Genomic DNA, 26664 nt, shown 5'->3' with positions numbered 1-26664 from the left:
CGTGGCCGACGCCATCAGAGACGCCGGCCACGTCGCATCATTTCCCAGAACCAAGCACGTCGGTGAGCTCGCCCGCAAGATCTGCCATCTCTTTGGCCGGCCGATGCGCGGCTGCGGCTGCCTCGTCGCCGACGGGGCCGTGGCCGATCCCCTTGTGGCAGGAGATGCAGGTGAGGTTGGCGGCTTGCGCCTGCGGATGAGCGAATTGTGCCGCCGGGCTCTGTTTTTCAAGCGCCATGGCGGCTTCGTCATGACAGGAGCGACAGGTCCCCGAATCTGTGCGTTCCAGATAGGCCCAGACCTGTTCCGACATCTCTTCGCGCTTGGCGTCATACTCCTCGCGCGTCGACAGTTTGCCGGTGAAGTGTCCCCACACGTCCTTGGCGCCGGCCGTCGCCTTGCCCCACAGGTAATCGGTCCATGGGTGGCTATCGACATGACACGTGATGCAGGGCGCACGCACGCCGGATGCGTTCTTGTAGTGCGCCTGCTGGGTGTAGGTCTCCTGCGGCCACGACATTTCGTGACACGCCAGGCAAAATTCGTTGGTGCCGGTCTTCTCGACCACAGTAGTGGTCGCGCCTGCGACGGCCAGGCCGATGACGCCGCCAACCGCCACGAGGCCGAGTGCTGCCCACTTCATGAAAATCCCCCATTGACCGATCGGCACGCCCGCTTGGACACGCCTTCATTGTCGGACAAAAGAGACTTAGGCGGCGGTGGGAGGAGGAAGAAGTGCGGCGCGCGGTCGCCTGCGGCCAGCCTGTCGCCTATTTCTCCTGCACATAGCTGTGCATGGCCTCGATCTGGGGCTCGGTCAGCCCTTCCACGACCCCGCCGAGCTTGGGATGGGTGGCGATCTTTTCCTGAAATTGGTCGAGGTCGAGCTCTGCCATCGCGGCTTTATTGGGCGCCAGCGTGCCATGGCAGGTGGCGCATTTGGTCGTGAAGACGGAGGCGGCGTCAAAATCCTGGCTGTGTGCGGAACCTGTGACCGCCCCGAAAGCCACGGCAGTCAGGCTGAACAACATCGCTCTTCTCATCATCATCTCCAACGAGGTCCACATCAAAAAGGCGGCGGCCGTGAAAGACCGCCGCCTCCTCGTTCTTGATATGGAAGACTGCGCCCCGCCCATCAAGCGAGGCGATGGTGCGACCGATCTACGCCGTCTCAGACATATCCCAGTAAAAGCATGATGATGAGGATGACCAGGATGAGGCCGACGATCCCGGAGGGTCCGTAGCCCCAGCCGCGACTATAGGGCCAGGCCGGCACTGCACCGAGGAGGATCAAGATCAAGATGATAAGAAGAATTGTTCCGACCGACATGGAGAACCTTTGTTTTGTCCGGCGCCCCCGTTGGGCCGGCTCTTTTGCAGCAAGAAACGCCGTCGGGATCGTTGCGGTTCCCGGCATCTTCGGCGTGAAAACTGCGTGAAGGTCTCGGCCTGGCTTGGCGCGGGCGAAGACTTGGATGGGCTCAGTCGTCTGTTTTCTTGGTTTTGTGCAAGACGACCTTGGTGCGATGTGGCGGCGACAGAGCCTCGTGCGGCCCCTTCAAATAGTCGCGCTGCCATTTCTTGCGCGCGGCTTCGGAATCGGGCGAGGCGAGCTCTTCGTTGAAGCTTCTCCGTCCTTCCGCCCATTCATGATAGGCGGCCGCAAGCTCCGGATCGTCACCGAGTGTCCGGCGCCGTGTTTCGAAGGTTTCGATCTCGCCGCGGCGGATCGGAAAGAAGGCGCAGAACGGCTCGTCTTTCTCGAAGGTGACGCGCGCGCCGGGACGGGTGAAGCGCCAGTTCATGGTGAAGGTGGCGGTCGCCCAATCCGTCTCCACCACGCCGTTGAGGGCCTGGATGTCGGCCTTGATGAGGTTGGGTGGGCCCATGACCCAAAGATCATATCCCGGCGGTGTGCGGATCAGCGCCGGCACCGTGAACGTGAGAATGCCATGGCCGAAATGGCTCATCGCTGCATGCCGGTGCGCCTCTCGGTAGCTGATATCGATCGCCTCCAGCGCATCGGTGCCGTCCCAGCTGGCGGTGAATGTCACAGGGTTCAGGATTTCCCAGCAATGCGCGTTGGCGATGGCGAGAGGCAGACAGCGATAGGCGAAGCGATGGCTTGTCTGATCCATCCATCGGCGCTCGCGCGGGGCAGGACGGATCACGATATCGCTGCCGTCGATCATGTAGAAATCGAGATATTTCTTGCTCATCGAACCCCGCATGCGGACCGACCATAGGTTCACAACAGGTGGATTGTCATCGCCGCAGGGCAAGAGTGAGCTGCCCGGGGTTGTTTTTCTCGTCCTCTGCGGCGATCACTCGCTGAAGGCTCCGGAATGTCTGCAGCAGGATCGAAGGAGCGCGACAAGGAGAACTGAATGCGCGAAATCGGACATTTCATCGGCGGTCGCAATGTGGCGGGCAAGAGCGGGCGCACGGCCGACGTGTTCTTGCCGATGACCGGCGAGGTGCAGGCGAAAGTGGCGCTCGCATCGCGCGCGGAAATGCGCGAGGCGGTGGAGAATGCCAAGGCGGCGCAGCCGGGCTGGGCGGCGCAGAACCCGCAGAAGCGCGCACGCGTTTTGATGAAGTTTCTTGAACTCGTACATCAGGAATACGATAGCCTCGCTGAGCTTCTGGCGCGCGAGCATGGCAAGACCGTTCCAGATGCGCGCGGCGATATTCAGCGCGGCCTCGAAGTGGCGGAGTTCGCCTGCGGCATCCCCCATTTGATGAAGGGCGAATTCTCCGAGAACGCCGGGCCGGGCATCGACATGTATTCCATGCGCCAGCCTCTCGGCGTCGTCGCCGGCATCACGCCGTTCAATTTCCCGGCCATGATCCCGATGTGGAAATTCGCCCCGGCGATCGCCTGCGGCAACGCCTTCATCCTGAAGCCATCCGAGCGCGATCCCGGCGTGCCCATGCGCCTCGCCGAGCTCATGATCGAGGCGGGACTGCCGGCTGGAATTCTCAACGTCGTCAATGGTGACAAGGAGGCCGTTGATTCAATTCTTGAGGATCCGGACATCAAGGCGATCGGCTTCGTCGGCTCGTCTGCGATCGCCGAGTACATCTATGGGAAGGGCTGCGCGGCCGGAAAGCGCGTGCAGTGCTTCGGCGGCGCCAAGAACCACATGATCGTCATGCCGGACGCCGATATGGACCGTGCGGTCGATGCCCTGATCGGTGCCGGCTATGGCTCTGCCGGTGAGCGCTGCATGGCGATTTCCGTCGCCGTCCCGGTCGGCGAGGAGACCGCTGACAGGCTCATGGACAAGCTCATTCCGCGCGTGGAGAGCTTGAAGATCGGTTTGTCGACCGACCCCGACGCCGATTTTGGTCCGCTCGTCACGGCCGAGGCGGTGAAGAAGGTACGCGGCTATGTCGATCTCGGTGTCGAAGAGGGCGCCGACCTCGTCGTCGACGGCCGCGGCTTCACCATGCAGGGCTACGAGAACGGCTTCTACATGGGCGGTTGCCTGTTCGATCGCGTCACGGCGGACATGCGCATCTACAAAGAGGAAATCTTCGGGCCTGTCCTCTCCGTGGTCCGCGCCAAGGATTATCAGGAAGCGCTCGATCTGCCGACGAAGCACGAATACGGCAACGGCGTGGCGATCTTTACGCGCGACGGCGATGCCGCTCGCGACTTCGCCTCGAAGGTGGAAGTCGGCATGGTCGGCATCAACGTGCCGATTCCGGTGCCGCTGGCCTATCACACCTTCGGCGGCTGGAAGCGGTCAGGCTATGGCGATCTCAATCAGCATGGCCCCGATTCCATTCGTTTTTATACGAAGACGAAGACGGTGACCTCGCGCTGGCCCTCCGGCATCAAGGACGGAGCCGAATTCATCATGCCGACCATGCGGTAGGAAACGGATCACCGTATGATACCGCTGCCGCTTCGGCGGCGCTTGCCGATATCGCTGATGAAATCGAGCGTCTGCGGGCCGCGAAAGGGGGGCGGGGCGGTGTCTTGCGGCTCAACACTCCGCGGCTCGCCTTGCCGCTGACGCTCACCCGTATCCTGTAGGAGATGGTCGACCGGCACCCGGATGTGACGGTCGACATCACCGTCGATGAGGGGCTTGCCGATATCGTCGGCGAGGGTTTCGATGCGGGCGTTCGTCTCGGCGAGATGATCGCGCGCGATATGGTGGCCGTCCGTCTCACCCCGGCCTTCAAGGTGATCCTCGCGGCCTCGCCGCATTATCTCCCAAGCCGCGGTCAGCCGGAGATGATTGCCGATCTCGCCGCGCATCACTGCATCGGATTTCGCGGAAGCCGCTCGCGGGCTCTCTATCGCTCGGAGCTTTCGGAGAACGGCAAGGATGTCGCAGTGGCGACACGCGGCCCGCTCGTCGTGAGCGATGCGATGAGCGCGCTCGATCTGGCAGGGGAGGGGCTTGGCATCGCCTACCTCTTTGAGCCGCTCGTGCGCGTCGACATTGCGGAAGGGCGGCTCGTGCAGCTCCTCTCGCAATCCGCGATCGAGGAGCCCGGTCTTTTTCTCTATTTTCCGAAACGCGCTTCGCTTTCACCCAAGCTGCGAGCTTTCATCGACACGGCCCGACGCGTCCAGCGTCAGGCGCCAGATGATGTGTCGTCGGTTTCTGCATCGAGGCCGTAGCGTGCGAGCAGCGCCTCGACGATCGCGGTGGTGGCGCGGTCGGCGTCTTCGTTGTTGAGCGCGCAGGCGTCTTTGAGGGCAACGCTGGCCTCGATCCCCGACACGGCCGAAAGGGCGTTGACGAGCGTTCTGAAGCTCGCCTTACCAAGTCTCGTGCGCGCCGGTTCCAGGGCGACCTCCAACATCGCGACGCGGCGGCCGCCGCGGAGAGCTCTCGCCTTGGCCGCGCCTTCGTTGACCGAAGCATCGAGAGTCCGCGCGAGAAAAAGCCGGAATTGCGGCTCGGCCGTCCGGGTCAGATCGATGAGATGTCGGTGTACGCGCATGACCCTTTCTCTCACTGTCGACGCGCCCGCTATGACCTCTTCAGCGGGAAGCACCTGAAGATCGAGAACGCTTTCGAGCGTGAGGATGTCGGCGCTTGAAAAGTACCGATAGGCGGTGGCGCGCGAGATCCCGGCTTCGTCCGCGGCCGTGGGGACCGTCACCGTCTCTCCGCGATCCACCAGCCGGCGCGCCGCTTCCAACAAATCGCGCCGTGTGCGCGCCTTTTGCTTCAGCCTTCCACCTTCAATCTGCATGACACCTAAATTTCTTGAGATTGTTGTCTCATTAAGATAATGGTATCTCATTTGTGGAGCAAGGGCAGGTGGCGACAAGCCGCGGAAAGGACATGCTATGTCGACAGCGACGGATACGTATCACCTCTTCGGCAACCTCGTACGTTTCCTGGCGCGAAGCCCTGAGACGGGCGGCGCCTATTGTCTGGTGGAGACTTTGAGCGCACCTGGTGCCGGAGCTCCTCCCAACCGTCATCCCGGCGACGACGAAGCCTTTTATGTGGTCGAGGGAACGTTCGAGTTCATGCTGGACGGCAAGACCTTCACAGCCGGCCCCGGCGATTTCGTAAAGGTCCCGACAGGGGCGGCCCACGCTTTCAAGAATGTCGGAAAGGAGCCGGCCCGCCTTCTGGTGATCAACACACCGGGCCTCGTTCATGAGGGATTCTACACTCAAGCGGGTGACGCCGTGCCGTCACGGACGCGCGAGTTTCCGCCCCTTCAGGCGCCCGATATTACGGCTCTCAAGGCCATTGCCGAGCGCAACGGGATGGAGATTCTCCTGCCCGACGGCCCGCAAGGCGAGGCCGCCTAAGCTTCTTCCTTGGCGGACGGCTTCGATGGCACGAGGCTGATCGGGGGCGGGCCGCCGGCATCAAGGGCCTCGTACTCGTCGATGCGGGCAAAAGCATCGCGCAGCGCCTCAGACCAGGCATGCGAGAGTTTGCGGAAATACGGATCTTCCGCCTCGATGCGCCGCTGCTCGCCGATCGTCAGCGTGTCCTTGCGGTAGATGAGGAGGTCGATCGGCAGCCCGACGGACAGGTTCGAGCGCAAGGTGGAATCGAAGGAGATGAGCACGAGCTTCGCCGCTTCGCCCATGCGCATCGGTGCCACCGTGACGCGATCGAGGATCGGCTTGCCATATTTGTGCTCGCCGATTTGGAAGTACGGCGTGTCCTTGGTTGCCTCGATGAAGTTGCCTTCCTGGTAGATCAGAAAGAGGCGGTGAATGTCTCCCTCGATCTGGCCCCCGAAGATGAAGGACGCCGAGAAGAGGCCCGGATTCTCCTTGGCGGCTTCGTCCTGGTCGGCCAGAGCCTCGCGCACCGTCTGCCCCACGAGGCGCGCCGCCTGAAACATCGTCTCCACCGTCATGAGCGAGGGCTCGCTGACATCGGCAGCGAGATGCAGTCTTTCATTGAGGAGCGAGACGACGGATTGCGTGACCGAGAGATTGCCGGCGGACAAAAGCACGAGCAGCCGCTCGCCTTTCCGCTCCCAGATATGCATCTTCTTGAAGATGGAAACGTTGTCGACGCCCGCATTGGTGCGCGTGTCGGAGGCGAAGACGATCCCTCGGTCGAGGCGCAGGCCCACGCAATACGTCATTTTCCGCTTCTCCGGGGCAGCCCGCGCTCGCTATTGCTGCTGCTGTTCGACGACGACGTCTACGGACAGAATTTCTTCGCCCGCCTGTCGATGTAAGCCGACTATAGGCGCGGCGGCACGCGCGTCGAGGCCGCAGGCGAGACGAACATAATTTTCCGTTGGGCAGATGCCGTTGGCAACGTCGAAGCCGACCCAGCCGAGTTCCGGCATGAAAGCCTCCGCCCAGGCATGGTGTGCGACCGCGGGAGCCTCGTCGTCGAGCCTGAGATAGCCGGTCACATAGCGGGCCGGCACCTCCAGAGAGCGCGCGGCAGCGCAGAAGATGTGGGTATAATCCTGGCAGACGCCGAAGCCGGCCGCGAAAGCATCCGCTGCGCTGGTCCCCGAATGGCTCGCATCGGTATCGAAACTCATATGATCGCCGATAACCGACATCAGACTGTGCAACAGGGAGAGTCGGTCCTCTCCTCTCGCATTGCGCGCGATCTTGCGGATGCCTGAGGAGGTTTCCGTACTGGCTGTGCTGCGCAGGAAGGACGCTGGGTTGGCGGCTTCGGGCGGTCGCCCCGTCACCCCGCCGGTGTCCTTCGTGACCACCACGCCTTCGGCAATGATGGACAATGTTTCAAGCGGTTGGTCCTGGGTGACGAGATGCGTGACGTTGCCGAAGCCGTCCGTATAGCTGGCCGCTTCTTCGATGCCGGGAGCCTCGATGCGCCATTCTTCGACCGTCTGCGATGCATTCGCGCGGGCCGTGAGGCGCAGCCGTTGGATGGCGTAGCGACCGGCGGCTGCATACTGGTAGTTGGTGACGTGCCGGATCTTGAGCCGCATGATCAGGCCGCCTGCGCGAAGCAGTAATCGACCGCAAGGTTCCCGGTGACGCGGTTGTTGCGGTCGATGAAGTCGGTGAGAAATTCGTGGAGGCCCGCCTGAAAAATATCGTCCATCTGGCTGCTTTTCAGAAGCTGATGGGTGCTGCGAATGAGCGCCGCGGCACTGAGTTCTGGGTGTCGGCGTTCAATCAGTCCGTCGATCGTGACGTTGAGCCAGTCGTAGCAGAAACGCAGGGAGCGCGGCATTTCCGGCCGCAGGATCAGAAACTCTGCGACCCGCCAGGGGCGGTAATCTTCGTGAAAGATGTGCCGGTAGGAGCGCTGCGCGGAAACGGCTCTGAGGATCGTTTCCCATTGATAGGTGTCGATCGCCCCGCCAACGGCCTGGTGATCCGGCAGTAGGAGGTAGTATTTCACGTCGACGATCCGCGCCGTGTTGTCGGCTCGCTCCGTGAAGGCGCCGAGCTGGCTGAAATAGTAGCCCTCGTCGCGCAGGACCGTGCCGAGGAGAGCGCCGCGGAACTGCGCCGTGCGGTGGCGCACCCAATCCAGAAAATCCGGCAGCCGGGCATTGGTCATGGATTGGGGAGACACCGCCTGCAGGGCGATCCAGGTGTCGTTCAACGATTCCCACATGTCGCGGGTGAGCTTGGTGCGCACGATGCGGGCGTTGTTGCGCGCGGAGGTGAGGCACGATTTGACCGAAGACGCGTTGCGTTCGTCGAACAGCAGGAAGTTGATCGCGGTCTCGCCTGTGATTTCGTCGTGAATGGAGAGATAGCTTTCGAGAACGCCCGCGCTTTTCAGCGTCGAGAGCCATTCTTCCTTGTGACCGCCGCCGACTTTTGGCGTGAGAGAGATGCGAAACCCTGCCTCGCAGAGGCGCGAGATATTCTCAGCCCGCTCGATATAGCGAGACATCCAGAAGAGGCTCGAAGCGACGCGGCTCAGCATGACGACAGATTCCTGTGGCGCTGGCATCCGGTGCCATGCAGGCGAGGGGTCCTCTCATTCATCGGTCAGCACCCAAGTGTCCTTGGTGCCGCCGCCCTGGGAGGAATTGACGACGAGCGAACCCTTCTTGAGCGCCACGCGCGTAAGCCCCCCCGCGACGATGCGCACACGGTCGCTGACGAGACTGAAAGGCCTCAGGTCGACGTGGCGGGGCGCGACGCCTGATTTCGTGAAGGCCGGGCAGGCGGACAGAGCGAGCGTCGGCTGGGCGATGTAGTTCGATGGGCGTGCCTTCAGAATCCGGCGGAATTTCTCGATCTGCTTCTTCGAAGACGTCGGTCCTACGAGCATGCCGTAGCCGCCAGACCCATGAACCTCTTTCACGACGAGTTCCGGGAGATGGTCGAGGACGTAGGACAGGGCCTCCGGCTCGGCGCAGCGCCAGGTCGGGACGTTCTGCAGAATGGGCTTCTGGCCGGTATAGAACTCGACGATCTCCGGCACCCAGGAATAGATTGCCTTGTCGTCGGCGATGCCGGTGCCTGGCGCATTGACGATGGTGACGGCGCCGGCCCGGTAGAGATCCATGAGCCCCGGCACGCCCAGAATGGAATCCGGCCGGAAGGTCAGGGGATCGAGGAATTCGTCGTCGATGCGCCGGTAGACGACATGCACCTGCATCGGCCCTCGCGTCGTGCGCATGTAAAGCGCCCCGCCGGAGACGAAGAGATCCTGTCCCTCGACGAGTTCGACGCCCATCTGGTCGGCGAGGAAGGAATGCTCGAAATAGGCCGAGTTGTGAATGCCGGGCGTCAGCACCACGATCGTCGTCTCTTCGGGCGCGACCGGCGACACGGCTTCGAGCGTCTGGCGCAGAAGCTCCGGATAATGCTGCACGGGCGCGACGCAATGGCGGGCAAAAAGCTCCGGGAAGAGGTGCAGCATCGCCTCCCGGTTCTCCAACATGTAGGAGACGCCGGAAGGTGTGCGCAGATTGTCTTCCAAAACGAAGAAATCCTGCGGCCCCGTGCGGACGATATCGGTGCCGACGATGTGGCTGAAGACGCCGAGCGGCGGCCGATGCCCGATCATTTCCGGCAGAAACGCGTCGTTGCGAAGAATGATATCGGCCGGAATGCGACCGGCGCGGATAATCTCCTGACGGTTGTAGATGTCGAGGAGGAAGGCGTTGAGCGCTCGCACCCGTTGCTCGATGCCGCGTTCGAGAAGGCGCCATTCGGCGGCCGATATGATGCGGGGGATGAGGTCGAACGGGATCAGGCGTTCCAGCGTGTCGGTGGAACCATAGACCGCGAAGGTGATGCCGAGACGTCGGAAGATCGATTCCGCCTCGGTCCGCTTGCGCCTCAATTCGCGAGATGGCTGTTGTTCAAGCCATTCGGAGAGAGTCACGTAATGGCTCCGCGGCGCCCCTTCGGGCCCGATCATTTCGTTGAAGATGATCTCACGCGCTAAGCCGCGCTGGCCGACTGTCTGTTCCATGCTGTGCAATGAGGCTAGCCAATGCGTCGCGAGCCGTCACGCATAAAAAGCGCGCACACTTTGCCGAAAAGTGAGCTGTGCGACCTCAGCGTGTCACGCTCTGGCCCTGCCTGGCCTTCTTTGCGCTCGCTTAACGGTAGCAGAAATTGGCTGCGTTCAGCACTTTCTAGGCATTAGAAATTGTGTATAGACTGAGGCAAAGTGCGGCAAAGTTGTGGTGTGGCCGCCGTCTGGAGGCGTGATGCGCTTTGCCGCTCTGATGATCGTGTGTCTTCTGGCCCTTCCCGTTACGGCGGGGGCAGCGGGCGCGGGCGCGGGCGTGACCGCCGCATCGATCTCTCTGCACAAAAGATGCGCGTCTATAGCAACGGCCGGCTCGCCTATACCTGGGCCGTCTCGACCGCACGCAAGGGCTATCGCACGCCTACGGGGACATACCGGCCGCAGCGGATGCACAGGATGTGGTACTCGCGCAAATACGATATGTCGCCGATGCCGTATTCGATCTTCTTTCGCGGCGGGTACGCGATCCACGGCACCAATTCCGTGCGCAGCCTCGGGCGCCCCGCCTCGAATGGCTGTGTGCGCCTGCATCCGGCGAATGCCCGCAAGCTCTACAATCTCGTCAAGCACAGCGGCGCAAAGAACACCCGCATCATCATTGGTGAGGCTCTTCCTCGCAACGCGCCTACCGGGCTTTGCTGAAAAGCGGTAAGCCGTTTGCAAGAAAAAGGGGAGGGGCAGGAGAGATGTCGTCCTTGTTCGTGCGACGGGTGGGAAAGAATGCGGGAATCCCCGTCGTTCTCTTGCATGGTTTTGGGGGCTCGCACCGGACGTGGGATGATGTCTGCGTGGAGTTGGGGCGTGAGAGATCGATCCTTCTTTATGATCTTCCCGGCCATGCGGCATCGCTCGCCTATCCTGAGCCCGGTCATGCCGTGACTGCAGCCCGCGCCGTGCGGGCGGACCTGGCCGAACGCGCGCCCGACGGCTTCCATCTCGTCGGCCATTCGATGGGGGGCGCGGCGGCTGCGCTCATCGCGCTGAAGGAGCCGGAGAAGGCACGTTCCTTAACGCTTCTCGCCCCGGGTGGATTTGGTCCGGCGGTGAACCACCGCGCTTTGACACATTACGCGGCGGCCCGCGGCTCTGAGGAGATGCGCCGGGTGCTCGAGGAATTTGTCGGCTTTCGTGCCGAGCTGTCTGAAGATCTGATCCTCCGGCTTGCCGCCGAGCGTGAGGCTCCGGGCGCGGGCGAGGCGCTTGTGGCGATTTCCGAGACGTTGCACAGCGGTGGAGCCCAGAAGATGCTGCCGCTTGAGGCGATCGCGGCTCTCCCTTGCCCTCTGAAGCTCTTGTGGGGAGAACAAGATCGCATCCTGCCTGCGGCACAGGCGCGCGGGCTGCCGGGGATGATTGGCGTGCACGTATTCGCGGATGCCGGCCACATGCTGCCGTGGGAGATTCCGTCAGCGGTGGCGAGACTTATCTCAGAGAACAGCCGCTATTGCCGGGCCGGCGAGGCTTTTAGTTGGCGAAGCGGTTACGGCTTTCCGGAGTGAGCCGCGTCGCCATAATGACGCCCCTTAACGGTCGAAGAGCGGCCAAAATCCCGGAACGGGGCAGGACGGTGCGCGTTTGAGCCCTAGCTTAAACGACATCAATCAACTTCCGGTGTTGACTTCCCACCATGAAAAAGTTCTTCCCTGACCGACTGTCCCTATGGATTGGTCCGCTCGGCACGACCGCAGTCGCGGTCGCTCTTGTTGCCGTCGTCGTGCTCGTCTCGGGCATCATCAATCTTGCCGCATCGATCCCTCATCCCGAGGGGTGGGCGAATATCCTTCATTACGGCATGAAGCGGGCGGTCGCCTTTCATGCCGGAGATCTGAAGCAGCCCGACGATTTTGATGCCGACTGGCGAGTGGCGCAGGGTGCCGCACATTACGGACATGTTTGCGTGTCGTGCCACGGCGCTCCCGAACTCGGTCAGAATGCCGTCGTTTTGGAGATGCGGCCTCGTCCGCAATACCTGGTCGAGGCTGTAGATCAACTGAGCAACAAGGAGCTCGCCTGGATCGTTCTGCACGGGGTCAAGTACACGGCGATGCCCGCCTGGACAGATGCCGATCGCGAGGATGAAGCCTGGTCGATGGCGGCCTTTCTGCGCAAGCTGCCCAACATGGATTACGCCACCTACCGCGATCTCGCTTACGGGCAGGGACGGTCGATCACCAAAAATCTGGACGTCGAGTTCGGCGATCATTTCCCGGATACGCGATCGGATGCCGCGAAGCGGTCAGAGTATCGCTCCAGCACGCCTGCCAGTGGCTTTCTGGAATTCGCCATGCAGGACACCCTGCTTCCGATGTGCGGTCGCTGTCATGGCGAGGATGGGACCGGGCGCGGCCTCGGCGCATTTCCGAACCTCGCCATGCAGAACGAACAATATCTGAAGAAGTCCCTCGAAGCCTATGCCAGCGGGGAGCGCCACAGCGGCTTCATGCGTCCGGTCGCCACGCAATTGTCGCAGCCGCAGATCGAGGCTCTCGCAAAGTACTACGCCTCGCAGCCTGATGTCGGCGCGCCCGGGGCGGACAAGCTCGATCCGGCGCTCGTCGAAAAGGGCCGCGAGATCGCCCATGACGGCGTACCATCCCGGAAGGTTGCCGCTTGCCTCTCCTGCCATGAGCAGACGACGTTCACGTCTCGCGTCTTCCCCAATCTGAGCGGCCAATATGCGACCTATACGGAGAACCAATTGAAGCTCTTCGCGAAGAACGATCGCGGCAATGTCGGGGATTACAATCCGATGGACGAACTCTCCCATGCCTTGACGGATGAGGAGATGAAAGCTGTATCGGCTTATTTTCAGTCGGTAGAGCCGGGCGAATTGGTCCAAGAGACGGCGCGATAAGGGGTACGACGGGTGCCCAGGAGTGAGCCGCGAACACGGCTCACTTTTTATTAGCGGGAGCGCGCCTTTTCGACGTTCTCAGGCGTATCGAAGCCTTTGCTTCGTCTTTTGTTTGAAATGTCGTTTTTGTGATCGGCGCCGATAACAGAACTGTCCTGGTGCCGACTTGCTTTTTTGCTTCGCCAGCTTTGGAAAATAGCAAATATGAGGACCGCCAGCAGGGTTGTCAGTGCCAGTGGAAAGATGATTTGCGATTCCGGCATTCGGTGAATCCTCTGCATGCGCATCAACTTCGTAGAATACGACCTGATGCTCTACCTTTCTGATTTCTTTCGTCGGCTCTGCGGACGATCGAATTACAGATAATGAGAGGTTTGATCTATCGTTCCGGCCTGGATGGGCGAGTTTAATTAGCCTGCTCTTGGCTCCCGGTAAGTTTGGTTCTTCAGGAGTTCAGTCGACGCGCACGGGCTCGGCGCCCGTCGCCTCTTTGAGCTTGTGCGGCGCGACTTCGAAGACGGCGTTCGGCGCGCCCGCTGCTGCCCAGACGGACTCGAAGGCTAGAAGATCCTCATCGATATAGGTGGCGAGCGGAGAAATCGAGCCGAGCGGCGCCACGCCTCCGATCGCAAAACCCGTCAGCTCGCGCACGGCGCGCGCATCGACGCGCTCGAGCGCTTCCCCGAGCCGTTCCGCCATCATCTTCTCATTGACGCGATTCTCGCCGGAGACGAGGAGAAGCACCGGCTCGCCGCTTTCGACTTTCTTGAAGATCAAGGATTTCACGATCTGCGCAACGCTCGTGCCGCAAGCTTTTGCGGCGTCTTCGGCGGTGCGCGTCGTGTCCGGCATCCGCTGGATGGAGATATCGATCCCGGCCGTGCGTGCTGCCGCTTCGACACGATCACTGCTTCTCGTTGCTGACGCCATTCCATTTGCCTTTCTTTAACCATAGATAGCAGTGGAGACTGCGTGTCGGCGCCTCCCGCCAGGGAGGCTTTCTGGTAGCCTCCGCTCACAGTCCGCGAAAGGGAAACGAGGATGAACACGGTGCCAGCGACCGGGGCGACCGTTCGGAAGCTGCAGGAACGCATTCGTGAGGCGCGGATTCGCGAATCGGACCGGATGGACGGGATCGTCGATCTGAGAGAGACGGAACGCGCCCGCCTGGAGCTTCTCGCGGAAGAAATGGCGGGTGTCGCCGAGGAACTCCCCGAGCGCGACCGCGATCGCTTCTTGCTCTCGATTCTGCCCGGTGATCCGCCGCGCTACTGGGTCGACGCGACGAGCTTCGTGATGATGGGGCGCGACAAGCGCACCTTTCGTTTTCTCCAAGACACGCTGAACGGGCGCATTGTTCTCGCCGAGGCGAATGATGCGGGAAAGATGGCGGACCGTGTCACCACGCATCTGGCGGAGCGCATCGTCGAGCGCGAACGCGCGCTTGCAGCCGATGATGTGGAGATGGCGCGTCATCGCAAGCTTGCGGATGCGCGGCAGATCCAGAATCACGCGAGCTCCCGTCTGTCTGGATTTTGGGTTTTTCTCGCCTTCATCATCGGCATCATTTTCGGCGCGTCAGCGCTTCTCGTATATGCCTGGGTTACGGTCGCTTGATGTCGAACTGAACCCGCATGGCCTCCTTCACGCCGTCGCTTTCATCGAGACAGCGGTGAATGACCGTGAGGTGCCAGCAATCTGGGCTCTCCTCGACTTCGTGTAAGGCGTAGCCGCCCGATTTCGGTCCGTCGGAGGGGCCGCTGCTGCCGGCCGGCACGCCGATGACGGGAACCGTGCCATGCGGTCCGCGAATGGCGGTCACAGCGCGGATATGATCATGCCCGTGGAGGACGAGTTCGGCACCGAAGCGCTCGACTGCGCGGCGCAACCTGTATCCATCCGTCAGGCGCCGAAGTGCCCGGCCTGGATCGATCAGCTTGGGCGGATGGTGCACCAGGACGACGCGGAAAAGTCTTTCGTCCCGGGCCTCCTGCAGCAAGGTTTCCAGGCGTGCTGTCTGTCTGCGACCAAGGCGTCCGGTTGCCATGAAAGGCGCCGAGGCGACCGCCGAGGACAGGCCGATGATGGCGACATTGCCCTTGCGCCGCATGAACGGGAAGATCGCCCGGTCGATATGTTCTGCGTCCTCCGTTTCGTCGATGTCGCCACGCATCCACGGCGCCCACAGCGCGCGGTAGCGATGATGCGCGCGCGGCACATAGGCGTCATGATTGCCCGGAATGGCCGTCACCTTCGCTGGTGGCCCAAGTGCCTGCAGCCATAGCCGCGCGTTCTCGAATTCCTGGCGGAGCGCGAGGTTGGTGAGATCGCCCGTGACCACGATGTGGTCGGGATCGGCATCGACGATGTCGGTCGTGAGAAGTTCGAGACTGCCTTCCGTCATCGCTTGCTTGCGGTTCTGCCGCCAGTTGACGTAGCCGATGATGCGCTTGGAGGCGAGTTCGCGAAGACGAGGCTGCGGCAGGGCCGGCAGATGCACGTCGGAGATGTGCGCGAGGCGGAACATGATTTCGCCTATCGCGCTATGAGTGTCTGTGCAATGGCCTGGAACTTTGCCGCCGCCGGAAGCGGGTACGACAGTCCTGAGAGGAGCTGACGATGACGAAGCGACGCCTCCCACAGCTCAACGTAATCCAGCAGCTGGCCCAAAAAGTGTTGCTCACATATGGGCGCGTGTCGCGCGGTATGACTCTCGGCGTGCGTGCCGCTATGATTGCCGATGGACATATCTTTCTCGTCCGGCACACCTACATGCCGGGCTGGTATCTGCCGGGCGGCGGCGTCGAATCGGGTGAAACGCTCCTTCAGGCCTTGACCAGGGAAGTGCGCGAGGAGGCGGGAGCGGAGCTCGACGGGCCCGCGGAGCTTTTCGGGATGTACCGCAATGCTCGAGCGCACCCGAACGATCATGTGGCGCTTTACGTCTGCCGCAGCTGGAAAGATCTCGGTGTCGATCCAAGGGGTGCTGAGATCGCAGACATCGGCACGTTTCCATTGGACAATCTGCCGGACAACACGACGCCAGCCACCCGTGCACGCATTGCCGAAATGGCAGGCGCCGTAGCGCCTGCGCAGGATTGGTGAGCCTATAACGTCAGTCTTTGGGAAATGCGTCAGTCTTTCGGGATTCCTTCGCCGGGAAACCGGTCCCGATTATGCGGAGAATCGAGCACCAGAAGCGGTCCGAGCGGCACGATGCGCGTCGGATTGATGTTGGCGTGGCTGTAATAATAGTGCCGCTTGATATGCGTGAAGTTGACCGTCTCTTTCACGCCGTGGATCTGATAGAGATCCCGCAGATATCCCGACAGATTTGAATAGTCGGAAATGCGGCGCTTGTTGCACTTGAAGTGGCCATAATAGACGGCGTCGAAGCGCACCAGCGTCGTGAAGAGACGCCAGTCGGCTTCCGTCAGGCGATCGCCCACGAGGAAGCGCTGGTCGTCAAGGCGCTGGTCGATCTCGTCGAGCGTGTTGAAGAGGGCTTTGTAGTTCTCTTCGTAAACCGCCTGTTTGGTCGCAAAGCCCGCTTTGTAGACGCCGTTGTTGACGGTCTCGTAGACCTGAGCATTGATCTCGTCGATCGCCGCCCGCTCGTTTTTCGGATAAAAATCGAGCTCGGCGCGGGCCCCGACACCGTCGAAGGCGGAATTGAACATGCGGATGATCTCCGCGGATTCGTTGGAGACGATCGTCTCCTGTTCCTTGTCCCACAGGACCGGAACGGTGACGCGACCGCTGTAATCCGATTTCGCCTTCAGATAGACCTCATAGAGCCGCCTGAGGTCATAGAGGTGATCAGGATGCTCGTCGTCGAAGATCCAGCCTTCGGAGAGCATGAGCGGACTGACGATCGACACGCCGATCACGTCCGTCAGCCCCTTGAGGCGGCGGAAAATCAGCGTGCGGTGCGCCCACGGACAGGCGAGCGACACATAGAGATGATAGCGGCCGGGTTCGGCCTTGAAGCCGCCTTTGCCTGAGGGACCGGCTTCGCCATCGGGTGTCACCCAATTGCGGAAGATCGAAGCTTCACGCTCGAACTTTCCGCCGGTCTTCTCGGTGTCGTACCACTGGTCCTGCCAGACGCCGTCGACCAACAAACCCATGAATTTCTCCCGTTCCCCGCTATGGGGCATCTCTGCGTCTTAAAGAAGCTCAGCCGGATCGACCAGACGTGTTTGGCCGCCGCCCCGCCCACACATGTGGTCGGGAACGAGTAAGAGAAAGGGCGACGCCCCTTCGGAACTGCTCCTCCTGTCAGTTGTTCGGCAGGAAAAGCGGGTGATCCATTGATGATTTATGCAGGGAGCGGCCCGCTTCATCAATGAGAGAGGACCGAGGTCGCGCCATGACAGATAAGCCAGACATCGAGGGCTATAGCGGACCTGCAGGAGGGTGGGGCTCCGTCAAGGCGGTCGAAAATATCCTTCGCGAGGAGGAGGTGACGGTTCTTGGGAGCGAGATCCTGATGAAGCAGAATCGCCCAAACGGCTTCATGTGCGTGAGCTGCTCATGGGCGAAACCCGCCGATCCGCATACCTTCGAGTTTTGTGAGAATGGCGCCAAGGCGACCGCCTGGGAGGTGACGAGCAAGACAACGACGCCCGAGTTTTTTGCCGAGCATACGGTCGCGGAACTGCGCAGCTGGTCCGACCATGCTCTCGAAGAACATGGGCGCTTGACCGACCCGCTGCGCTACGACGCGCAAAGCGACCGCTATGTGCCGGTAAGCTGGGCCGAAGCGTTTCGTGACATCGGGGCAGAGCTTAAGACGCTCGCCCCAGAGTCCGTCGTCTTCTACACGTCTGGCCGTGCTTCGCTCGAAGCAAGCTATATGTATCAGCTCTTCGGCCGCATGTACGGCAGCAACAATTTTCCCGACAGTTCCAATATGTGCCACGAATCGACCTCGGTTGCGCTGCCCGAGGTGATCGGAGTGCCGGTCGGGACCGTTCTTCTCGACGATTTCGACAAGACGGATTGCATCTTTTTCTTCGGCCACAACACCACCACCAACGCGCCGCGCATGCTGCATCCTCTGCAGAGAGCAGCAAAGCGCGACGTGCCGATCGTTACGTTCAATCCGCTACGCGAACGCGGCCTGGAACGCTTCACCAATCCGCAGAGCCCGAAGGAAATGCTGACCCCGGGTTCGACCCGCATCTCCACTCAATATCATCAGGTGAAGACAGGCGGTGACATCGCTGCCATCGTCGGCATCTGTAAGGCCGTCATCGAAGCGGACGACGAGGCGAAGTCCTCCGGTCAGGCACGGATCCTCGATACGGCTTTTATCGACGAACACACGCATGGCTTTGAGGATTTCGCAAAATCGTGCCGGGCGCAGAACTGGGATGATCTGGAGGCCGCCTCGGGACTTGATCGTCACGCCATCATGAGCGCGGCGACGGTTTACATGAATGCGAAGTCTGTGATCGCCAATTACGGCATGGGGATCACGCAGCACCGCCATGGCGTCGAAACCGTCAAGATGATCGTCAATCTCTTGCTTCTGCGCGGCAATATCGGCCGGTCTGGAGCGGGAATCTCGCCGGTGCGGGGTCATTCCAACGTGCAAGGGCAGCGGACGGTCGGCATAACGGAGAAGGTAAAGCTTGCGCCCAATGACAAGCTCAAGGAGCTTTACGGGTTTGAGCCGCCACAGGAAGACGGCCTAACCACCGTCGATGCCTGCCAGGGCATTCTCGAGGGGAGCGTCAAAGCTTTCGTTTCGCTCGGCGGCAATTTTGCGAGGGCAGCGCCGGAGCGCTCGCTGATGGAGCCGGCATGGCAAAAGATGCGCCTTTCGGTCCAGATCGCCACTAAGCTCAATCGCACGCATCTGCTGCCGGCCGACAAGACCTATCTCTTACCGTGCCTCGGCCGCATCGACATCGATCAGCAGGCGACGGGACCGCAGGCCGTGTCGATGGAGGATTCGACCGCTTGCATCCACGGCTCGCGCGGCCAGCGCACACCCGTCAGTGACAACCTTCTGTCGGAACCGAAGATCGTGGCTGAGATGGCAAAGGCGACGCTTGCGCCTAATCCGCAGGTGGATTGGGACGGCTGGGTCGGGGATTACGGGCTGGTGCGCGACAAGATTGAGGCGACCTACCCGCAGTATTTCCGGGACTTCAACCAGCGTCTGTTCGAACCGGGAGGGTTCCCGAGGCCGCTGCCTGCACGTGAGCGGAAATGGACCACTCCGCCAGGGAAGGCGAACTTTACTGTCCCTCAGAGTCTTTCGAACCGCGTTGAGGAGGAGCCCGAGATCTTCCAGCTGATGACGCTGCGCGCAGACGGCCAGTTCAACACCACCATTTACAACGAGGATGATCGCTTTCGGGGCGTCTACAAGGGACGCACTGTCGTCTTCATGAATCCCGAGGATATGAAGGCCCGCGAATTCGATGAGGGTGAGACGGTCGTTCTGGAGACCGATGCTGACGATGGTGTCGTGCGGGAACTCGGAGGCTTGCAGGTCGTCGCCTACAATATTCCAACGAAGTGCATCGCGGCCTATTATCCAGAATGCAATGTGCTTGTGCCTCTTTGGCATTACGCGGAGGGGAGCAAGGTGCCGGCTTCGAAATCGGTGCCCGTGCGCGTGCGGCGGGAAGCGGTATCTACCTAAGACAAGCTCTTTCTCTTTGGAAGGCCGACATCGGCTCGGGCCCATGAGGGCTTACGGAACTCGTTGAAAGAGCGCGGGGCGTATGATAGACGGCCCGTCCATGTATCGGACATCGAAGATTCTGCGCCTCCGATGAGGCTCGTTCCGCCGCTCAGGGAGCGGCGGTTTCACGCTGCGCGATGAGCCGCGGCCATCTTCCTTCGAAAGCCAGCTGAGCCCATGTCCGATATTTTGATCCGGCCCGAAGCGCCGGACGACGATCCTGCCATCTCAACCCTTGTTGCAAACGCGTTCGGGCCGGGCGCCTATGCGCGGGCTGCGTTTCGCGTGCGCGAGCAGGCGCCGCACGATCCAGCCTTGTCATTCGTCGTCGATCTCGATGGAGAGCTTGCCGCCTCTGTCCGGTTGACGCCCATCGTCATCGGCTCGTGCGAAGGCAGGCTTCTCGGCCCCCTTGTGGTTGATCCGCCTTTGAAGAGCCGCGGTTATGGCAAGGGCCTCGTGCGCCACGCCTTGGCGGAGGCACGCGTTCTCGGTATCCGCTATGTGCTCCTGGTCGGCGATCCGCCCTATTACGGTCCGCTCGGTTTTGCGCCGCTGCCTCTGGGGCGGGTGAAGATGCCGGGACCGTGCGATCCGAAGCGCCTTTTGGTTGCGGAGCTGGAGGAAGGGGTCGCAGCCTCTTTATCGGGCATGGTGGTGGGGCGGCCGTGACGTGCCGCACATGGCAGTAAGCAAAAGCCCGCCCGCAAGTCTGCGGACGGGCGATCGTTGAAAACTCTCAAAAATGACTGAGAGAGATCAGTCGTCTTCTTCTTCCGCTGCGACCGAGGAGATCTGACGCGCGAGGTAAAGCTGCGTGCCGAGCATCTCCATCAGATCCTGCTGCTCTTCGACGAAGCCGACATGCTCCTCTTCGTCGCCGAGAATTGTCATGAACAGGTTGAAGCTGCCGATATCGCCAGCTTCCTGACATTCCTGCGCAGCCTTGCTGTAATAGTCGATCGCCTCTTGCTCCATCGCCGCTTGGGTCTTGAAGATATGGGCGATGTCCTTCGGCTGATCGATCTTGTCGAGCGTATGGACGTCCGGCTTGCCCTCTAGGAAGAGGAGGCGGGTAAGGAAGAGATTGGCGTGCTCGCGCTCTTCGTCGATCTCTTCACGCATACGCTTTGCAAGGCGATCGACGCCCCAATCGTCCAGCTTGCGCTCCTGCAGGATGTAGGTGTTGACGGTGGTCAACTCCATCGTGAGAGCGCGCTGAAGATGCTTGAGGGAAACGTCTGACCCTTTCATCGCAATATTCCTTTCATGTGCAAATTCGGGATGGCCGTAGGGGGTGAGGCAAGACCGAACTTAGGACGCTTCGCCGATCGGCCAACGCCGAACTGGCAGACCGCGACGATCTGAGCCAGATTTTGTCTTCAGCGCCCCTCGCGCCACCACAATGAGGCAAAGACCCCGAGGAGAAGAGCAAGGCCCATCAAGCCGCCGAAGAGGGGCAGGCGGTCGACGCTCTTCAGGATCGTTGCGTCACTGCGCTTGAGGCCGATCCAACCGGAACCTGCGGCACTCACCCGCCGAGAGACCGCGGCAATGCGGGGAATGTTGCCATTGTTGGAGGCGAGACGGACGACACCCCCGCCCGTCGCTAAGGCGATCGGGGCGAGCTTGTCCGGTGTGCTGACGACCTCCCGGAATTCCACGGGGTCTGCCACACCGATATGGGCAAGCGCACTCATCTTGCCGTCGCTGACCTTGTAGAGGCCAAGAGAAGCGTTATCGACGCGCCCTCGCCAAAGACCGGGTTCCGCCTCGGTCATGGGGACCGGATTGGTTTTGTCGTCCGGTCCCGTCGCTGTGATTTCGGGCTTCTCGGAACCGAGCGTCTGTCGCTCCACGATCAGGCTGTTGCCGTCCGCGCGCGCTGTCAGCGCTTCTTCTTCAAGCTCCGGTTCGCCCATCAGCCAGTGCACGATCCGTCTGAGGAGCGCGCCGTGCGGGCCGCCGCCTTCGAAGCCTCGCGCCCAGAGCCAGGCCTGATCGGAGAGAAGCATGGCGATACGCCCTTCGTTCTCATGCGCAAGAACCAGAAGCGGTTTGCCGTCCTGGCCTTTGAGGGCGACGTCGCCGGCCGTGACGTCCGTATCGATGAGGCGGAACCAGCGGCTCCAGCTCGGCGGGGAGGTATCCCCGCCGGGCAGGTCGCGGGTCACCGGATGCTTGCGTCCGAGCTCGGTGATCTCCGCCCGGTAAGGCGCCTCTGTCACGTTACCGGTCGGGGCCGCCGGCAAAATGCCGCCGAGGGGCGTGGAATAAAGGCTCGCCGTCGAGGCGTAATCGGGCCCCGCCGCAATCAGCACCGCCCCACCATCGCGCACATACCGGGCGATGTTGTCGAAGTAGAGGATCGGCAGGACACCGCGCCGCTGATAGCGGTCGAAGATGATGAGATCGAATTCGTCGATCTTTTCCGCAAAGAGCTCACGTGTCGGGAACGCGATCAACGACAATTCGTGGATGGGCGTCCCGTCCTGCTTTTCCGGCGGGCGTAAGATGGTGAAGTGGACGAGGTCGACGGCCGCGTCGGATTTCAGGACGTTGCGCCAGGTGCGCTCGCCGGCATGGGGCTCACCGGAGACAAGAAGCACGCGCAAATGCTCGCGCACCACGTCGATATCGGCGACGGCGACATTATTGTCCGTGGTGAGTTCGCCCTCTGCCGGTTCGACCTCGAGTTCCACGATCGTGCGTCCCGCATGCTCGATCGGAAGGTCGATGACCTGATCTTCACCGACCACCGCCATGTCGGTCGCGACCTCGCGCCCATCGATGCGGAGCGTCACGCGCACGAGACTTCCCGGAGAAAGCCGCGGATCGATGACACGGTAGGTGATGGTCTGATCTTCGCCCAGGATGGCAAAACGCGGTGCCCGTTCAAGCACGATGCGCCGATCGTATTCGTCTTCCTCGCCGGTGATGAGCGCATGGACAGGAGCGTTGAAGCCGAGGCTTTCGGGAGACGAGGGGGTGTCGTGGACGATGCCGTCGGTCACCATGATCGCACCGCCGAGGCGATCGGGCGGCACGTCGTCGACCGCCTTGGAGAGAGCGCCGAAAAGCGCCGTGCCGCTGTCGTCCGAGGCATCGCCGACGTGGACTTCGCGCACTTCGAAGCCCGAGAGCGCGCCGATGCGCTCTTTGAGCTGCGCGACGGCCTGCTCGGTCTGCGCACGCCGCTCGCCGATCCCCTGGCTGCCGCTGTCGTCGACCACGACGGCCACGACAGACGGCAGGGGCTCGCGTTCCTCTCTCTCAAGGACTGGGTTTGTGAGAGCGAAGACGAGAAGTGCGCCGGCAAGAAGCCGCAAAAAGGCGCCCGAGAGACGGCGAAACAAGACGTAGAGAGCGACGACGAGAAGAAGGCCGCCAAGCCCGCCAATGAGCCACCAGGGCAGAAGGGGCTCGAGGTGAAAGACGAAATTGTTCATTGGCCGAGGCGCTCCAAGAGCGCCGGGATGTGGACCTGATCGGCTTTGTAATTCCCGGTCAGGGTGTACATGACGATGTTAACGCCGGCGCGGAACGCCATTTCACGCTGGCGCTGATCGCCGGGAATGGTCGGATAGAGAAAACTGTTGTCGGCTGAGATCGCCCAGGCTGCGGCAAAGTCGTTGCCCGTGATCAGGATCGGCGAGACGCCGTCGCCGCCGCGGGCCGGCCGTCCCGTATCGTCCGGCTGATCGGCGATCGCCTCCACCCAGAGCTGCGACTGGTCCCAGCGGCCTGGAAACGTGCTGAGAAGATAAAAAGCCTTGGTCAGAACGTGGTCGGGCGGCACCGGCTGCAAGGCCGGCACGTCGATCTCGGACAGGATCTGCCGCAGGGCCTGCGTTTCCGGCGTGGCGCTGAGCGCCGAGTTTGGCATCGGATTGCCGGCGTCTCGCGTATCGAAGAGGACCGTGCCGCCGTTCTGCATATAGGCGTCGACCTTCGCCATCACCTCCGCCGAAGGCGGTGTCTGGCCCGCACTCATCGGCCAGTAGATGAGCGCGTAGAAGGAGAGCTCGTCGGTCGCGAGGTCGAGCCCAACCGGCTGCCCGGGTTCAAGCGCGGTCCGTCCCGCGAGGTATTCGGTCAGGCCTCTGAGCCCCGCCCGGCTGGTTTCGTCCACGAGCGTGTCGCCGGTGATGACGTAGGCGAGCCTGGTTTCGAGCGTGCCGGCAAGTGCATCTTCGGCCGAGACTTCCTGCGCGGAGACTTTGTTCGGTGCAGCGATCGCGACCAGGGCTGCAAGCGCGAGACCAGCGGTCACCGCACGCCGGGGGATGAGGCGACCGGACAGCGCCAGGACCGCGAGGCCGTCGAGCGCGGCAAGAAGGGCGGCAATGGCAAGGATCCACGGCCACAGGGGCTTCGCCCGTTCGGGCGTGAGCGAGCCGATACGCCCTGACCAGCCGATGGCGTTGGGATCGAGCGGGGTCAGATCCGTTTCGTCGGTCACCGTATTCAGGGCGCGAATATCGCCGCCGCGCTCGTAGAGGCCCGGGGGCGTGATGGCGCTGGCCGCTGCCGCGTCGATGTCCGCGACGAGAGCGGCTTTTGATCCCGGAGGGCGGAGGCGGCCGTAGCCATCCAGGACGGAGGCGGGCTTCCAGGGCGAACTGCGCGAAGGCGCGCGTGCGGGCGTCGGCGCGATCTCGCCGGAGGCCGTATTCTCCGGCGGCAGGCGAACGGCAGGCTCGGCCGTATCGACGATCGCACGCAGCATCTCCACGAAGGCGCCGGAGATCGGCAGGTTCGACCAGCGGGGATCTGCGGTCACATGGAAGAGGATGATGCGGCCCTGGCCGCGTGTGACGGCCGTGATGAGGGGTGTACCATCGGAAAGCTCCGCCCAGGTCTCTGCCTGCGGCAGCGAGCGCGGTTCGGCCAGGATCTGGCGACGGATGCGCACATCGGCCGGGATTTCGATGGCACGAAAGGGGCTCTCCGGTGAAAGCCGGCCGATTGCCTGCGGTTCTTCCCAGGACAGCGAACCGCCGAGCGCGCGCTCGCCTTCGCGAAGGTCAACGGGCAGAAGCTCAGGATCGCTTGCGCCGATATTCGGGCTCGCGAAGCGCAGCAGCGTGCCGCCGGCCGCAATCCACCGGCGCAGCTTGTCGACGGTCTCCGGCGGCAGATTGCCCGTCTGGGTGAGGACGAGCACGGAGACGCCTGTGGTCAAAAGCTTGTCGATCGCCTGTGGCGAGGTTTCTCCGCTTTGCTCTTTGATGTCCGTATAAGGCGACAGAGCCCGCTCCACATAGGTGAGGGGGGCAAGAAGCGGTTGCGCCGCATCGCCCGCTTCTCCGGCGATCAAGCCGACGGATTTGCGGCGCCAGCGTCCGTCGAGGAGCTGCACGGCTCCTGCGCTCTCTGTGCCGACGATTTCAAACCGCGCGATTTCGTTGCGCATCTCCGTCGGAAGCTGAATTTCCACGTCCGTATCGGTATTGGCTGCAAGGTTCGTCTGGGTGTCGACGAGACGGCGCCCCTCGCTGTCGAAGCCGGCGAGTGTGATCCCTGCCGCCGGCCCGATGCGGCTCACGCGCACGTCGGCGCGGTCGGCGGCGTTGCGGGGCGGACGCAGGACGGAGAGTGCGGCGGGCGCCGTAATGAGGAGCGGATCTGCATCGATGGCCTTAAGGGCCGCCGCGAAACTGCCGCCATCGCCGCCGTCGAGAACCGAGCCGATCCACACGACTTCCGCGGAGTTGGCCGGGAAGAGCTCGGCGAGTCTGTCCGCAAGCGCCTGACGGTTGGCGGGGAAGGGCTCGGGTTCGATCGCGGCAAGTCGTCTTGCCGCCTCGCTTGGGGAGGTCGGAGCGAGATTGGCGTTGGCCTCGCCGGCACTTGCCGCGATGGCAACGGGGCGGTCGCCACGTCCGGCCTCGTCGATCAGCCTGGCGGCGACGTCGCGGCGCGTCGCAAAGTCCGGAGCGCTGTCCCAGCCATTGTCGAGGACGATGAGAAGCGGCCCTTGCCGGGTTTCGGCGAGATTGGCGGAGGGTTGCAGTGCGGGCCGCGCGAGAGCCAGGATGATGAGTGCGGCAAGCAAAAGCCGAAGCGCGGTCAGCCACCACGGTGTGCGCCGCGGTGTCCGTTGCTCTTCCTGGATGCCGAAGAGAATGCGCGTCGGAGGAAAGATCTCCCGTGTCGGCCGCGGCGGCGTGAGGCGCAGGATGAACCACAAGAGCGGCAGTGCGGCAAACGCCGCAAGCATCCAGGGTGAGAGAAACGCGAAATTGGCGATCATGCGCTCAAGCGTCGTTCGCTCGGGCCGGCCAGGCTCGACTGCAGAACGAGAAGCCCTTCCGAGGCGGGACGGTCCGTATGGTGCACGCTGAACGAGAAACCGGCCTGCTGGGCGAGGCGGGCGATCTCATGGCGATGCGCAAGGAGACGGGCGCGATAGCCCTCCTTGAGAAGGTCGGCGCGCTCCGCGAGCCAGGTGCCGCCGGTCTCCGGATCTTCGAATTCGAGGCGCCCGCCATAAGGAAAGGTCTCTTCGGCCGGGTCGAGAATTTGCAGAAGCTGCAGACGGGCTGTCTTTTCGGCCGCATGACGGAAACGATCGTGGATCGTCGCAGGATCGGTGAGAAAATCGCTGACGATGACGACGTCGGAAAGCGGTTTGATCGGCGCAGTCGTCGGCCAGTCGTCGGCAAGCTCGCCACGAAGCAGCGCTTCGGCAAAGCGCTCCGGCAGATCGCGTCCGGGACGGGCCGGGACAAGGCCAGGTATGCCGACGCGTTCGCCGCCGCGCCCCAAAAGCTCCGCGAGCGCCAGGATGAGTATAAGCGCGCGCTCGGCCTTTTCCTGTGTCGCAAGCCGCGAGCGAAAGCGCATGGAGGGCGAAAGGTCGGGCCAAAGCCAGACCGTCTGCACTGCCTCCCATTCGCGTTCGCGGACAAACAGGTGATGGTCGCGCGCGGACCGTCGCCAATCGATGCGCTTCGCCGGTTCACCGGGCTGATAGGAGCGGTATTGCCAGAAGGTTTCGCCGGTGCCCGGCCTGCGCCTGCCATGCGATCCGAACATCGCATTGGCGGCCACGCGATGGGCGGCGACCAGGAGGTCGGGCAGGCGTGCGGCAAGGCTTCGCGCGTCGGCGACCGATCCGGTGTGATGAGGGGGAGCGCCGGCTGCCATCAGCG

Annotated in this window: 27 protein-coding genes; 10 read left to right on the top strand and 17 right to left on the bottom strand. The window is 62.3% G+C overall.

The window, feature by feature from the left end:
- Positions 1-37: 37 nt before the first annotated feature.
- The 4 genes from NYQ83_RS03105 to NYQ83_RS03090 all read right to left on the bottom strand — a co-directional run bounded on the left by NYQ83_RS03105 (position 38) and on the right by NYQ83_RS03090 (position 2219).
- Complete coding sequence (locus NYQ83_RS03105; protein WP_261212327.1) at positions 38-643, bottom strand: NapC/NirT family cytochrome c; 606 nt, start codon at positions 641-643, stop codon at positions 38-40.
- Positions 644-770: 127 nt separating this feature from the next.
- Complete coding sequence (locus tag NYQ83_RS03100) at positions 771-1043, bottom strand: c-type cytochrome (RefSeq protein WP_261212325.1); 273 nt, start codon at positions 1041-1043, stop codon at positions 771-773.
- 128 nt (positions 1044-1171) lie between these two features.
- Positions 1172-1330, bottom strand: a complete 159-nt coding sequence (locus NYQ83_RS03095) for a DUF3309 family protein (protein WP_128293767.1) — start codon at positions 1328-1330, stop codon at positions 1172-1174.
- A 151-nt stretch (positions 1331-1481) separates the two neighbouring features.
- Positions 1482-2219, bottom strand: coding sequence for a DUF6065 family protein (locus NYQ83_RS03090; RefSeq protein WP_261212321.1), 738 nt, complete (start codon positions 2217-2219; stop codon positions 1482-1484).
- Positions 2220-2387: 168 nt separating this feature from the next.
- Here NYQ83_RS03090 and NYQ83_RS03085 point away from each other — a divergent pair, with 168 nt between their 5' ends.
- Together NYQ83_RS03085 and NYQ83_RS03080 are read left to right on the top strand one after the other, a co-directional pair.
- Positions 2388-3884, top strand: a complete 1497-nt coding sequence (locus tag NYQ83_RS03085; RefSeq protein WP_261212320.1) for a CoA-acylating methylmalonate-semialdehyde dehydrogenase — start codon at positions 2388-2390, stop codon at positions 3882-3884.
- A 164-nt stretch (positions 3885-4048) separates the two neighbouring features.
- Positions 4049-4642: a LysR substrate-binding domain-containing protein gene (locus tag NYQ83_RS03080; protein ID WP_261212318.1), complete on the top strand. Its 594-nt coding sequence runs from the start codon at positions 4049-4051 to the stop codon at positions 4640-4642.
- Here NYQ83_RS03080 and NYQ83_RS03075 read toward each other — a convergent pair.
- Positions 4597-5223, bottom strand: coding sequence for a TetR/AcrR family transcriptional regulator (locus tag NYQ83_RS03075; RefSeq protein WP_261212316.1), 627 nt, complete (start codon positions 5221-5223; stop codon positions 4597-4599). The two genes, NYQ83_RS03080 and NYQ83_RS03075, sit on opposite strands and share 46 nt — an antisense overlap.
- A gap of 97 nt (positions 5224-5320) precedes the next feature.
- On the opposite strand from NYQ83_RS03075, the gene NYQ83_RS03070 reads away from it, so the two are divergent.
- On the top strand, positions 5321-5797 hold the full coding sequence (locus NYQ83_RS03070) for a cupin domain-containing protein (RefSeq protein WP_261212314.1): 477 nt from the start codon (positions 5321-5323) through the stop codon (positions 5795-5797).
- On the opposite strand, the gene NYQ83_RS03065 is transcribed toward NYQ83_RS03070, so the two are convergent.
- The 4 genes from NYQ83_RS03065 to NYQ83_RS03050 are packed head-to-tail and all read right to left on the bottom strand — an operon-like array spanning position 5794 to position 9887.
- Positions 5794-6594: a proteasome-type protease gene (locus tag NYQ83_RS03065; protein WP_261212312.1), complete on the bottom strand. Its 801-nt coding sequence runs from the start codon at positions 6592-6594 to the stop codon at positions 5794-5796. The two genes, NYQ83_RS03070 and NYQ83_RS03065, sit on opposite strands and share 4 nt — an antisense overlap.
- A gap of 30 nt (positions 6595-6624) precedes the next feature.
- A complete protein-coding gene (locus tag NYQ83_RS03060; protein WP_261212309.1) occupies positions 6625-7428 on the bottom strand; it encodes a transglutaminase family protein in 804 nt (267 codons plus the stop codon).
- A gap of 2 nt (positions 7429-7430) precedes the next feature.
- The gene (locus NYQ83_RS03055; protein WP_261212307.1) at positions 7431-8384 is read right to left on the bottom strand and encodes an alpha-E domain-containing protein; all 954 of its coding nucleotides are present in this window, start codon (positions 8382-8384) and stop codon (positions 7431-7433) included.
- Positions 8385-8438: 54 nt separating this feature from the next.
- On the bottom strand, positions 8439-9887 hold the full coding sequence (locus NYQ83_RS03050) for a circularly permuted type 2 ATP-grasp protein (RefSeq protein WP_409976947.1): 1449 nt from the start codon (positions 9885-9887) through the stop codon (positions 8439-8441).
- A gap of 351 nt (positions 9888-10238) precedes the next feature.
- On the opposite strand from NYQ83_RS03050, the gene NYQ83_RS03045 reads away from it, so the two are divergent.
- From NYQ83_RS03045 to NYQ83_RS03035, 3 genes are all read left to right on the top strand, one after another.
- Positions 10239-10592: a L,D-transpeptidase gene (locus NYQ83_RS03045; protein WP_261212302.1), complete on the top strand. Its 354-nt coding sequence runs from the start codon at positions 10239-10241 to the stop codon at positions 10590-10592.
- A 44-nt stretch (positions 10593-10636) separates the two neighbouring features.
- Entirely contained in the window at positions 10637-11449 is an 813-nt protein-coding gene (locus tag NYQ83_RS03040; RefSeq protein ID WP_261212300.1) for an alpha/beta fold hydrolase, read from the top strand.
- Positions 11450-11577: 128 nt separating this feature from the next.
- Positions 11578-12804 carry a c-type cytochrome gene (locus tag NYQ83_RS03035; protein WP_261212298.1) on the top strand — a complete coding sequence of 409 codons (1227 nt, stop codon included), beginning with the start codon at positions 11578-11580 and terminating at the stop codon, positions 12802-12804.
- Positions 12805-12854: 50 nt separating this feature from the next.
- On the opposite strand, the gene NYQ83_RS03030 is transcribed toward NYQ83_RS03035, so the two are convergent.
- Positions 12855-13067 (bottom strand): hypothetical protein, encoded by a 213-nt coding sequence (locus NYQ83_RS03030; protein WP_261212296.1) that lies wholly within the window; start codon positions 13065-13067, stop codon positions 12855-12857.
- 190 nt (positions 13068-13257) lie between these two features.
- Positions 13258-13734 carry a YbaK/EbsC family protein gene (locus NYQ83_RS03025; RefSeq protein WP_261212294.1) on the bottom strand — a complete coding sequence of 159 codons (477 nt, stop codon included), beginning with the start codon at positions 13732-13734 and terminating at the stop codon, positions 13258-13260.
- A gap of 111 nt (positions 13735-13845) precedes the next feature.
- Between NYQ83_RS03025 and NYQ83_RS03020 the strand changes: the two genes are divergently transcribed.
- A complete protein-coding gene (locus tag NYQ83_RS03020) occupies positions 13846-14421 on the top strand; it encodes a hypothetical protein (RefSeq protein ID WP_261212292.1) in 576 nt (191 codons plus the stop codon).
- Here the strand turns inward: NYQ83_RS03020 and NYQ83_RS03015 are convergent.
- On the bottom strand, positions 14408-15331 hold the full coding sequence (locus tag NYQ83_RS03015; RefSeq protein WP_261212291.1) for a metallophosphoesterase family protein: 924 nt from the start codon (positions 15329-15331) through the stop codon (positions 14408-14410). The two genes, NYQ83_RS03020 and NYQ83_RS03015, sit on opposite strands and share 14 nt — an antisense overlap.
- 179 nt (positions 15332-15510) lie before the next feature.
- Between NYQ83_RS03015 and NYQ83_RS03010 the strand changes: the two genes are divergently transcribed.
- Entirely contained in the window at positions 15511-15909 is a 399-nt protein-coding gene (locus tag NYQ83_RS03010) for an NUDIX domain-containing protein (protein ID WP_261213910.1), read from the top strand.
- 29 nt (positions 15910-15938) lie between these two features.
- Here NYQ83_RS03010 and NYQ83_RS03005 read toward each other — a convergent pair whose 3' ends face one another.
- Positions 15939-16934: a glutathione S-transferase family protein gene (locus NYQ83_RS03005; RefSeq protein WP_261212284.1), complete on the bottom strand. Its 996-nt coding sequence runs from the start codon at positions 16932-16934 to the stop codon at positions 15939-15941.
- Positions 16935-17176: 242 nt separating this feature from the next.
- Between NYQ83_RS03005 and NYQ83_RS03000 the strand changes: the two genes are divergently transcribed.
- A complete protein-coding gene (locus tag NYQ83_RS03000) occupies positions 17177-19465 on the top strand; it encodes an FdhF/YdeP family oxidoreductase (protein WP_261212281.1) in 2289 nt (762 codons plus the stop codon).
- 219 nt (positions 19466-19684) lie between these two features.
- Entirely contained in the window at positions 19685-20179 is a 495-nt protein-coding gene (locus tag NYQ83_RS02995; RefSeq protein WP_261212279.1) for a GNAT family N-acetyltransferase, read from the top strand.
- An 87-nt stretch (positions 20180-20266) separates the two neighbouring features.
- Here the strand turns inward: NYQ83_RS02995 and NYQ83_RS02990 are convergent, their stop codons facing one another.
- The 4 genes from NYQ83_RS02990 to NYQ83_RS02975 all read right to left on the bottom strand — a co-directional run bounded on the left by NYQ83_RS02990 (position 20267) and on the right by NYQ83_RS02975 (position 26659).
- The gene (locus tag NYQ83_RS02990; protein ID WP_092815293.1) at positions 20267-20761 is read right to left on the bottom strand and encodes a bacterioferritin; all 495 of its coding nucleotides are present in this window, start codon (positions 20759-20761) and stop codon (positions 20267-20269) included.
- 128 nt (positions 20762-20889) lie between these two features.
- Positions 20890-22956 (bottom strand): hypothetical protein, encoded by a 2067-nt coding sequence (locus tag NYQ83_RS02985; protein WP_261212276.1) that lies wholly within the window; start codon positions 22954-22956, stop codon positions 20890-20892.
- Positions 22953-25763, bottom strand: a complete 2811-nt coding sequence (locus tag NYQ83_RS02980) for a DUF4159 domain-containing protein (RefSeq protein ID WP_261212274.1) — start codon at positions 25761-25763, stop codon at positions 22953-22955. The genes NYQ83_RS02985 and NYQ83_RS02980 overlap by 4 nt, the downstream gene beginning before the upstream one ends.
- Complete coding sequence (locus tag NYQ83_RS02975) at positions 25760-26659, bottom strand: DUF58 domain-containing protein (RefSeq protein WP_261212267.1); 900 nt, start codon at positions 26657-26659, stop codon at positions 25760-25762. Before NYQ83_RS02975 ends, NYQ83_RS02980 begins: the two co-directional genes overlap by 4 nt.
- Between the last annotated feature and the right edge of the window lie 5 nt (positions 26660-26664).

This window comes from Afifella sp. JA880, from assembly GCF_025379905.1.
Lineage (GTDB): Bacteria > Pseudomonadota > Alphaproteobacteria > Rhizobiales > Afifellaceae > Afifella > Afifella aestuarii.
This window is presented reverse-complemented; position numbering and strand designations above follow the sequence as displayed.

Bases quoted from the DNA above. Each gene is read 5' to 3' on its own strand.
- NYQ83_RS03065 (WP_261212312.1), bottom strand. From the start codon at position 6,594: ATGACGTATTGCGTGGGCCTGCGCCTCGACCGAGGGATCGTCTTCGCC.
- NYQ83_RS02980 (WP_261212274.1), bottom strand. From the start codon at position 25,763: ATGATCGCCAATTTCGCGTTTCTCTCACCCTGGATGCTTGCGGCGTTT.
- NYQ83_RS03035 (WP_261212298.1), top strand. From the start codon at position 11,578: ATGAAAAAGTTCTTCCCTGACCGACTGTCCCTATGGATTGGTCCGCTC.
- NYQ83_RS03050 (WP_409976947.1), bottom strand. From the start codon at position 9,887: ATGGAACAGACAGTCGGCCAGCGCGGCTTAGCGCGTGAGATCATCTTC.
- NYQ83_RS03060 (WP_261212309.1), bottom strand. From the start codon at position 7,428: ATGCGGCTCAAGATCCGGCACGTCACCAACTACCAGTATGCAGCCGCC.
- NYQ83_RS02990 (WP_092815293.1), bottom strand. From the start codon at position 20,761: ATGAAAGGGTCAGACGTTTCCCTCAAGCATCTTCAGCGCGCTCTCACG.
- NYQ83_RS03005 (WP_261212284.1), bottom strand. From the start codon at position 16,934: ATGGGTTTGTTGGTCGACGGCGTCTGGCAGGACCAGTGGTACGACACC.
- NYQ83_RS03025 (WP_261212294.1), bottom strand. From the start codon at position 13,734: ATGGCGTCAGCAACGAGAAGCAGTGATCGTGTCGAAGCGGCAGCACGC.
- NYQ83_RS03055 (WP_261212307.1), bottom strand. From the start codon at position 8,384: ATGCTGAGCCGCGTCGCTTCGAGCCTCTTCTGGATGTCTCGCTATATC.
- NYQ83_RS02985 (WP_261212276.1), bottom strand. From the start codon at position 22,956: ATGAACAATTTCGTCTTTCACCTCGAGCCCCTTCTGCCCTGGTGGCTC.
- NYQ83_RS03075 (WP_261212316.1), bottom strand. From the start codon at position 5,223: ATGCAGATTGAAGGTGGAAGGCTGAAGCAAAAGGCGCGCACACGGCGC.
- NYQ83_RS02995 (WP_261212279.1), top strand. From the start codon at position 19,685: ATGTCCGATATTTTGATCCGGCCCGAAGCGCCGGACGACGATCCTGCC.
- NYQ83_RS03095 (WP_128293767.1), bottom strand. From the start codon at position 1,330: ATGTCGGTCGGAACAATTCTTCTTATCATCTTGATCTTGATCCTCCTC.
- NYQ83_RS03090 (WP_261212321.1), bottom strand. From the start codon at position 2,219: ATGAGCAAGAAATATCTCGATTTCTACATGATCGACGGCAGCGATATC.
- NYQ83_RS03085 (WP_261212320.1), top strand. From the start codon at position 2,388: ATGCGCGAAATCGGACATTTCATCGGCGGTCGCAATGTGGCGGGCAAG.
- NYQ83_RS03030 (WP_261212296.1), bottom strand. From the start codon at position 13,067: ATGCCGGAATCGCAAATCATCTTTCCACTGGCACTGACAACCCTGCTG.
- NYQ83_RS03080 (WP_261212318.1), top strand. From the start codon at position 4,049: ATGGTCGACCGGCACCCGGATGTGACGGTCGACATCACCGTCGATGAG.
- NYQ83_RS03100 (WP_261212325.1), bottom strand. From the start codon at position 1,043: ATGAGAAGAGCGATGTTGTTCAGCCTGACTGCCGTGGCTTTCGGGGCG.
- NYQ83_RS02975 (WP_261212267.1), bottom strand. From the start codon at position 26,659: ATGGCAGCCGGCGCTCCCCCTCATCACACCGGATCGGTCGCCGACGCG.
- NYQ83_RS03015 (WP_261212291.1), bottom strand. From the start codon at position 15,331: ATGTTCCGCCTCGCGCACATCTCCGACGTGCATCTGCCGGCCCTGCCG.
- NYQ83_RS03045 (WP_261212302.1), top strand. From the start codon at position 10,239: ATGCGCGTCTATAGCAACGGCCGGCTCGCCTATACCTGGGCCGTCTCG.
- NYQ83_RS03020 (WP_261212292.1), top strand. From the start codon at position 13,846: ATGAACACGGTGCCAGCGACCGGGGCGACCGTTCGGAAGCTGCAGGAA.
- NYQ83_RS03105 (WP_261212327.1), bottom strand. From the start codon at position 643: ATGAAGTGGGCAGCACTCGGCCTCGTGGCGGTTGGCGGCGTCATCGGC.
- NYQ83_RS03010 (WP_261213910.1), top strand. From the start codon at position 15,511: ATGACTCTCGGCGTGCGTGCCGCTATGATTGCCGATGGACATATCTTT.
- NYQ83_RS03070 (WP_261212314.1), top strand. From the start codon at position 5,321: ATGTCGACAGCGACGGATACGTATCACCTCTTCGGCAACCTCGTACGT.
- NYQ83_RS03040 (WP_261212300.1), top strand. From the start codon at position 10,637: ATGTCGTCCTTGTTCGTGCGACGGGTGGGAAAGAATGCGGGAATCCCC.
- NYQ83_RS03000 (WP_261212281.1), top strand. From the start codon at position 17,177: ATGACAGATAAGCCAGACATCGAGGGCTATAGCGGACCTGCAGGAGGG.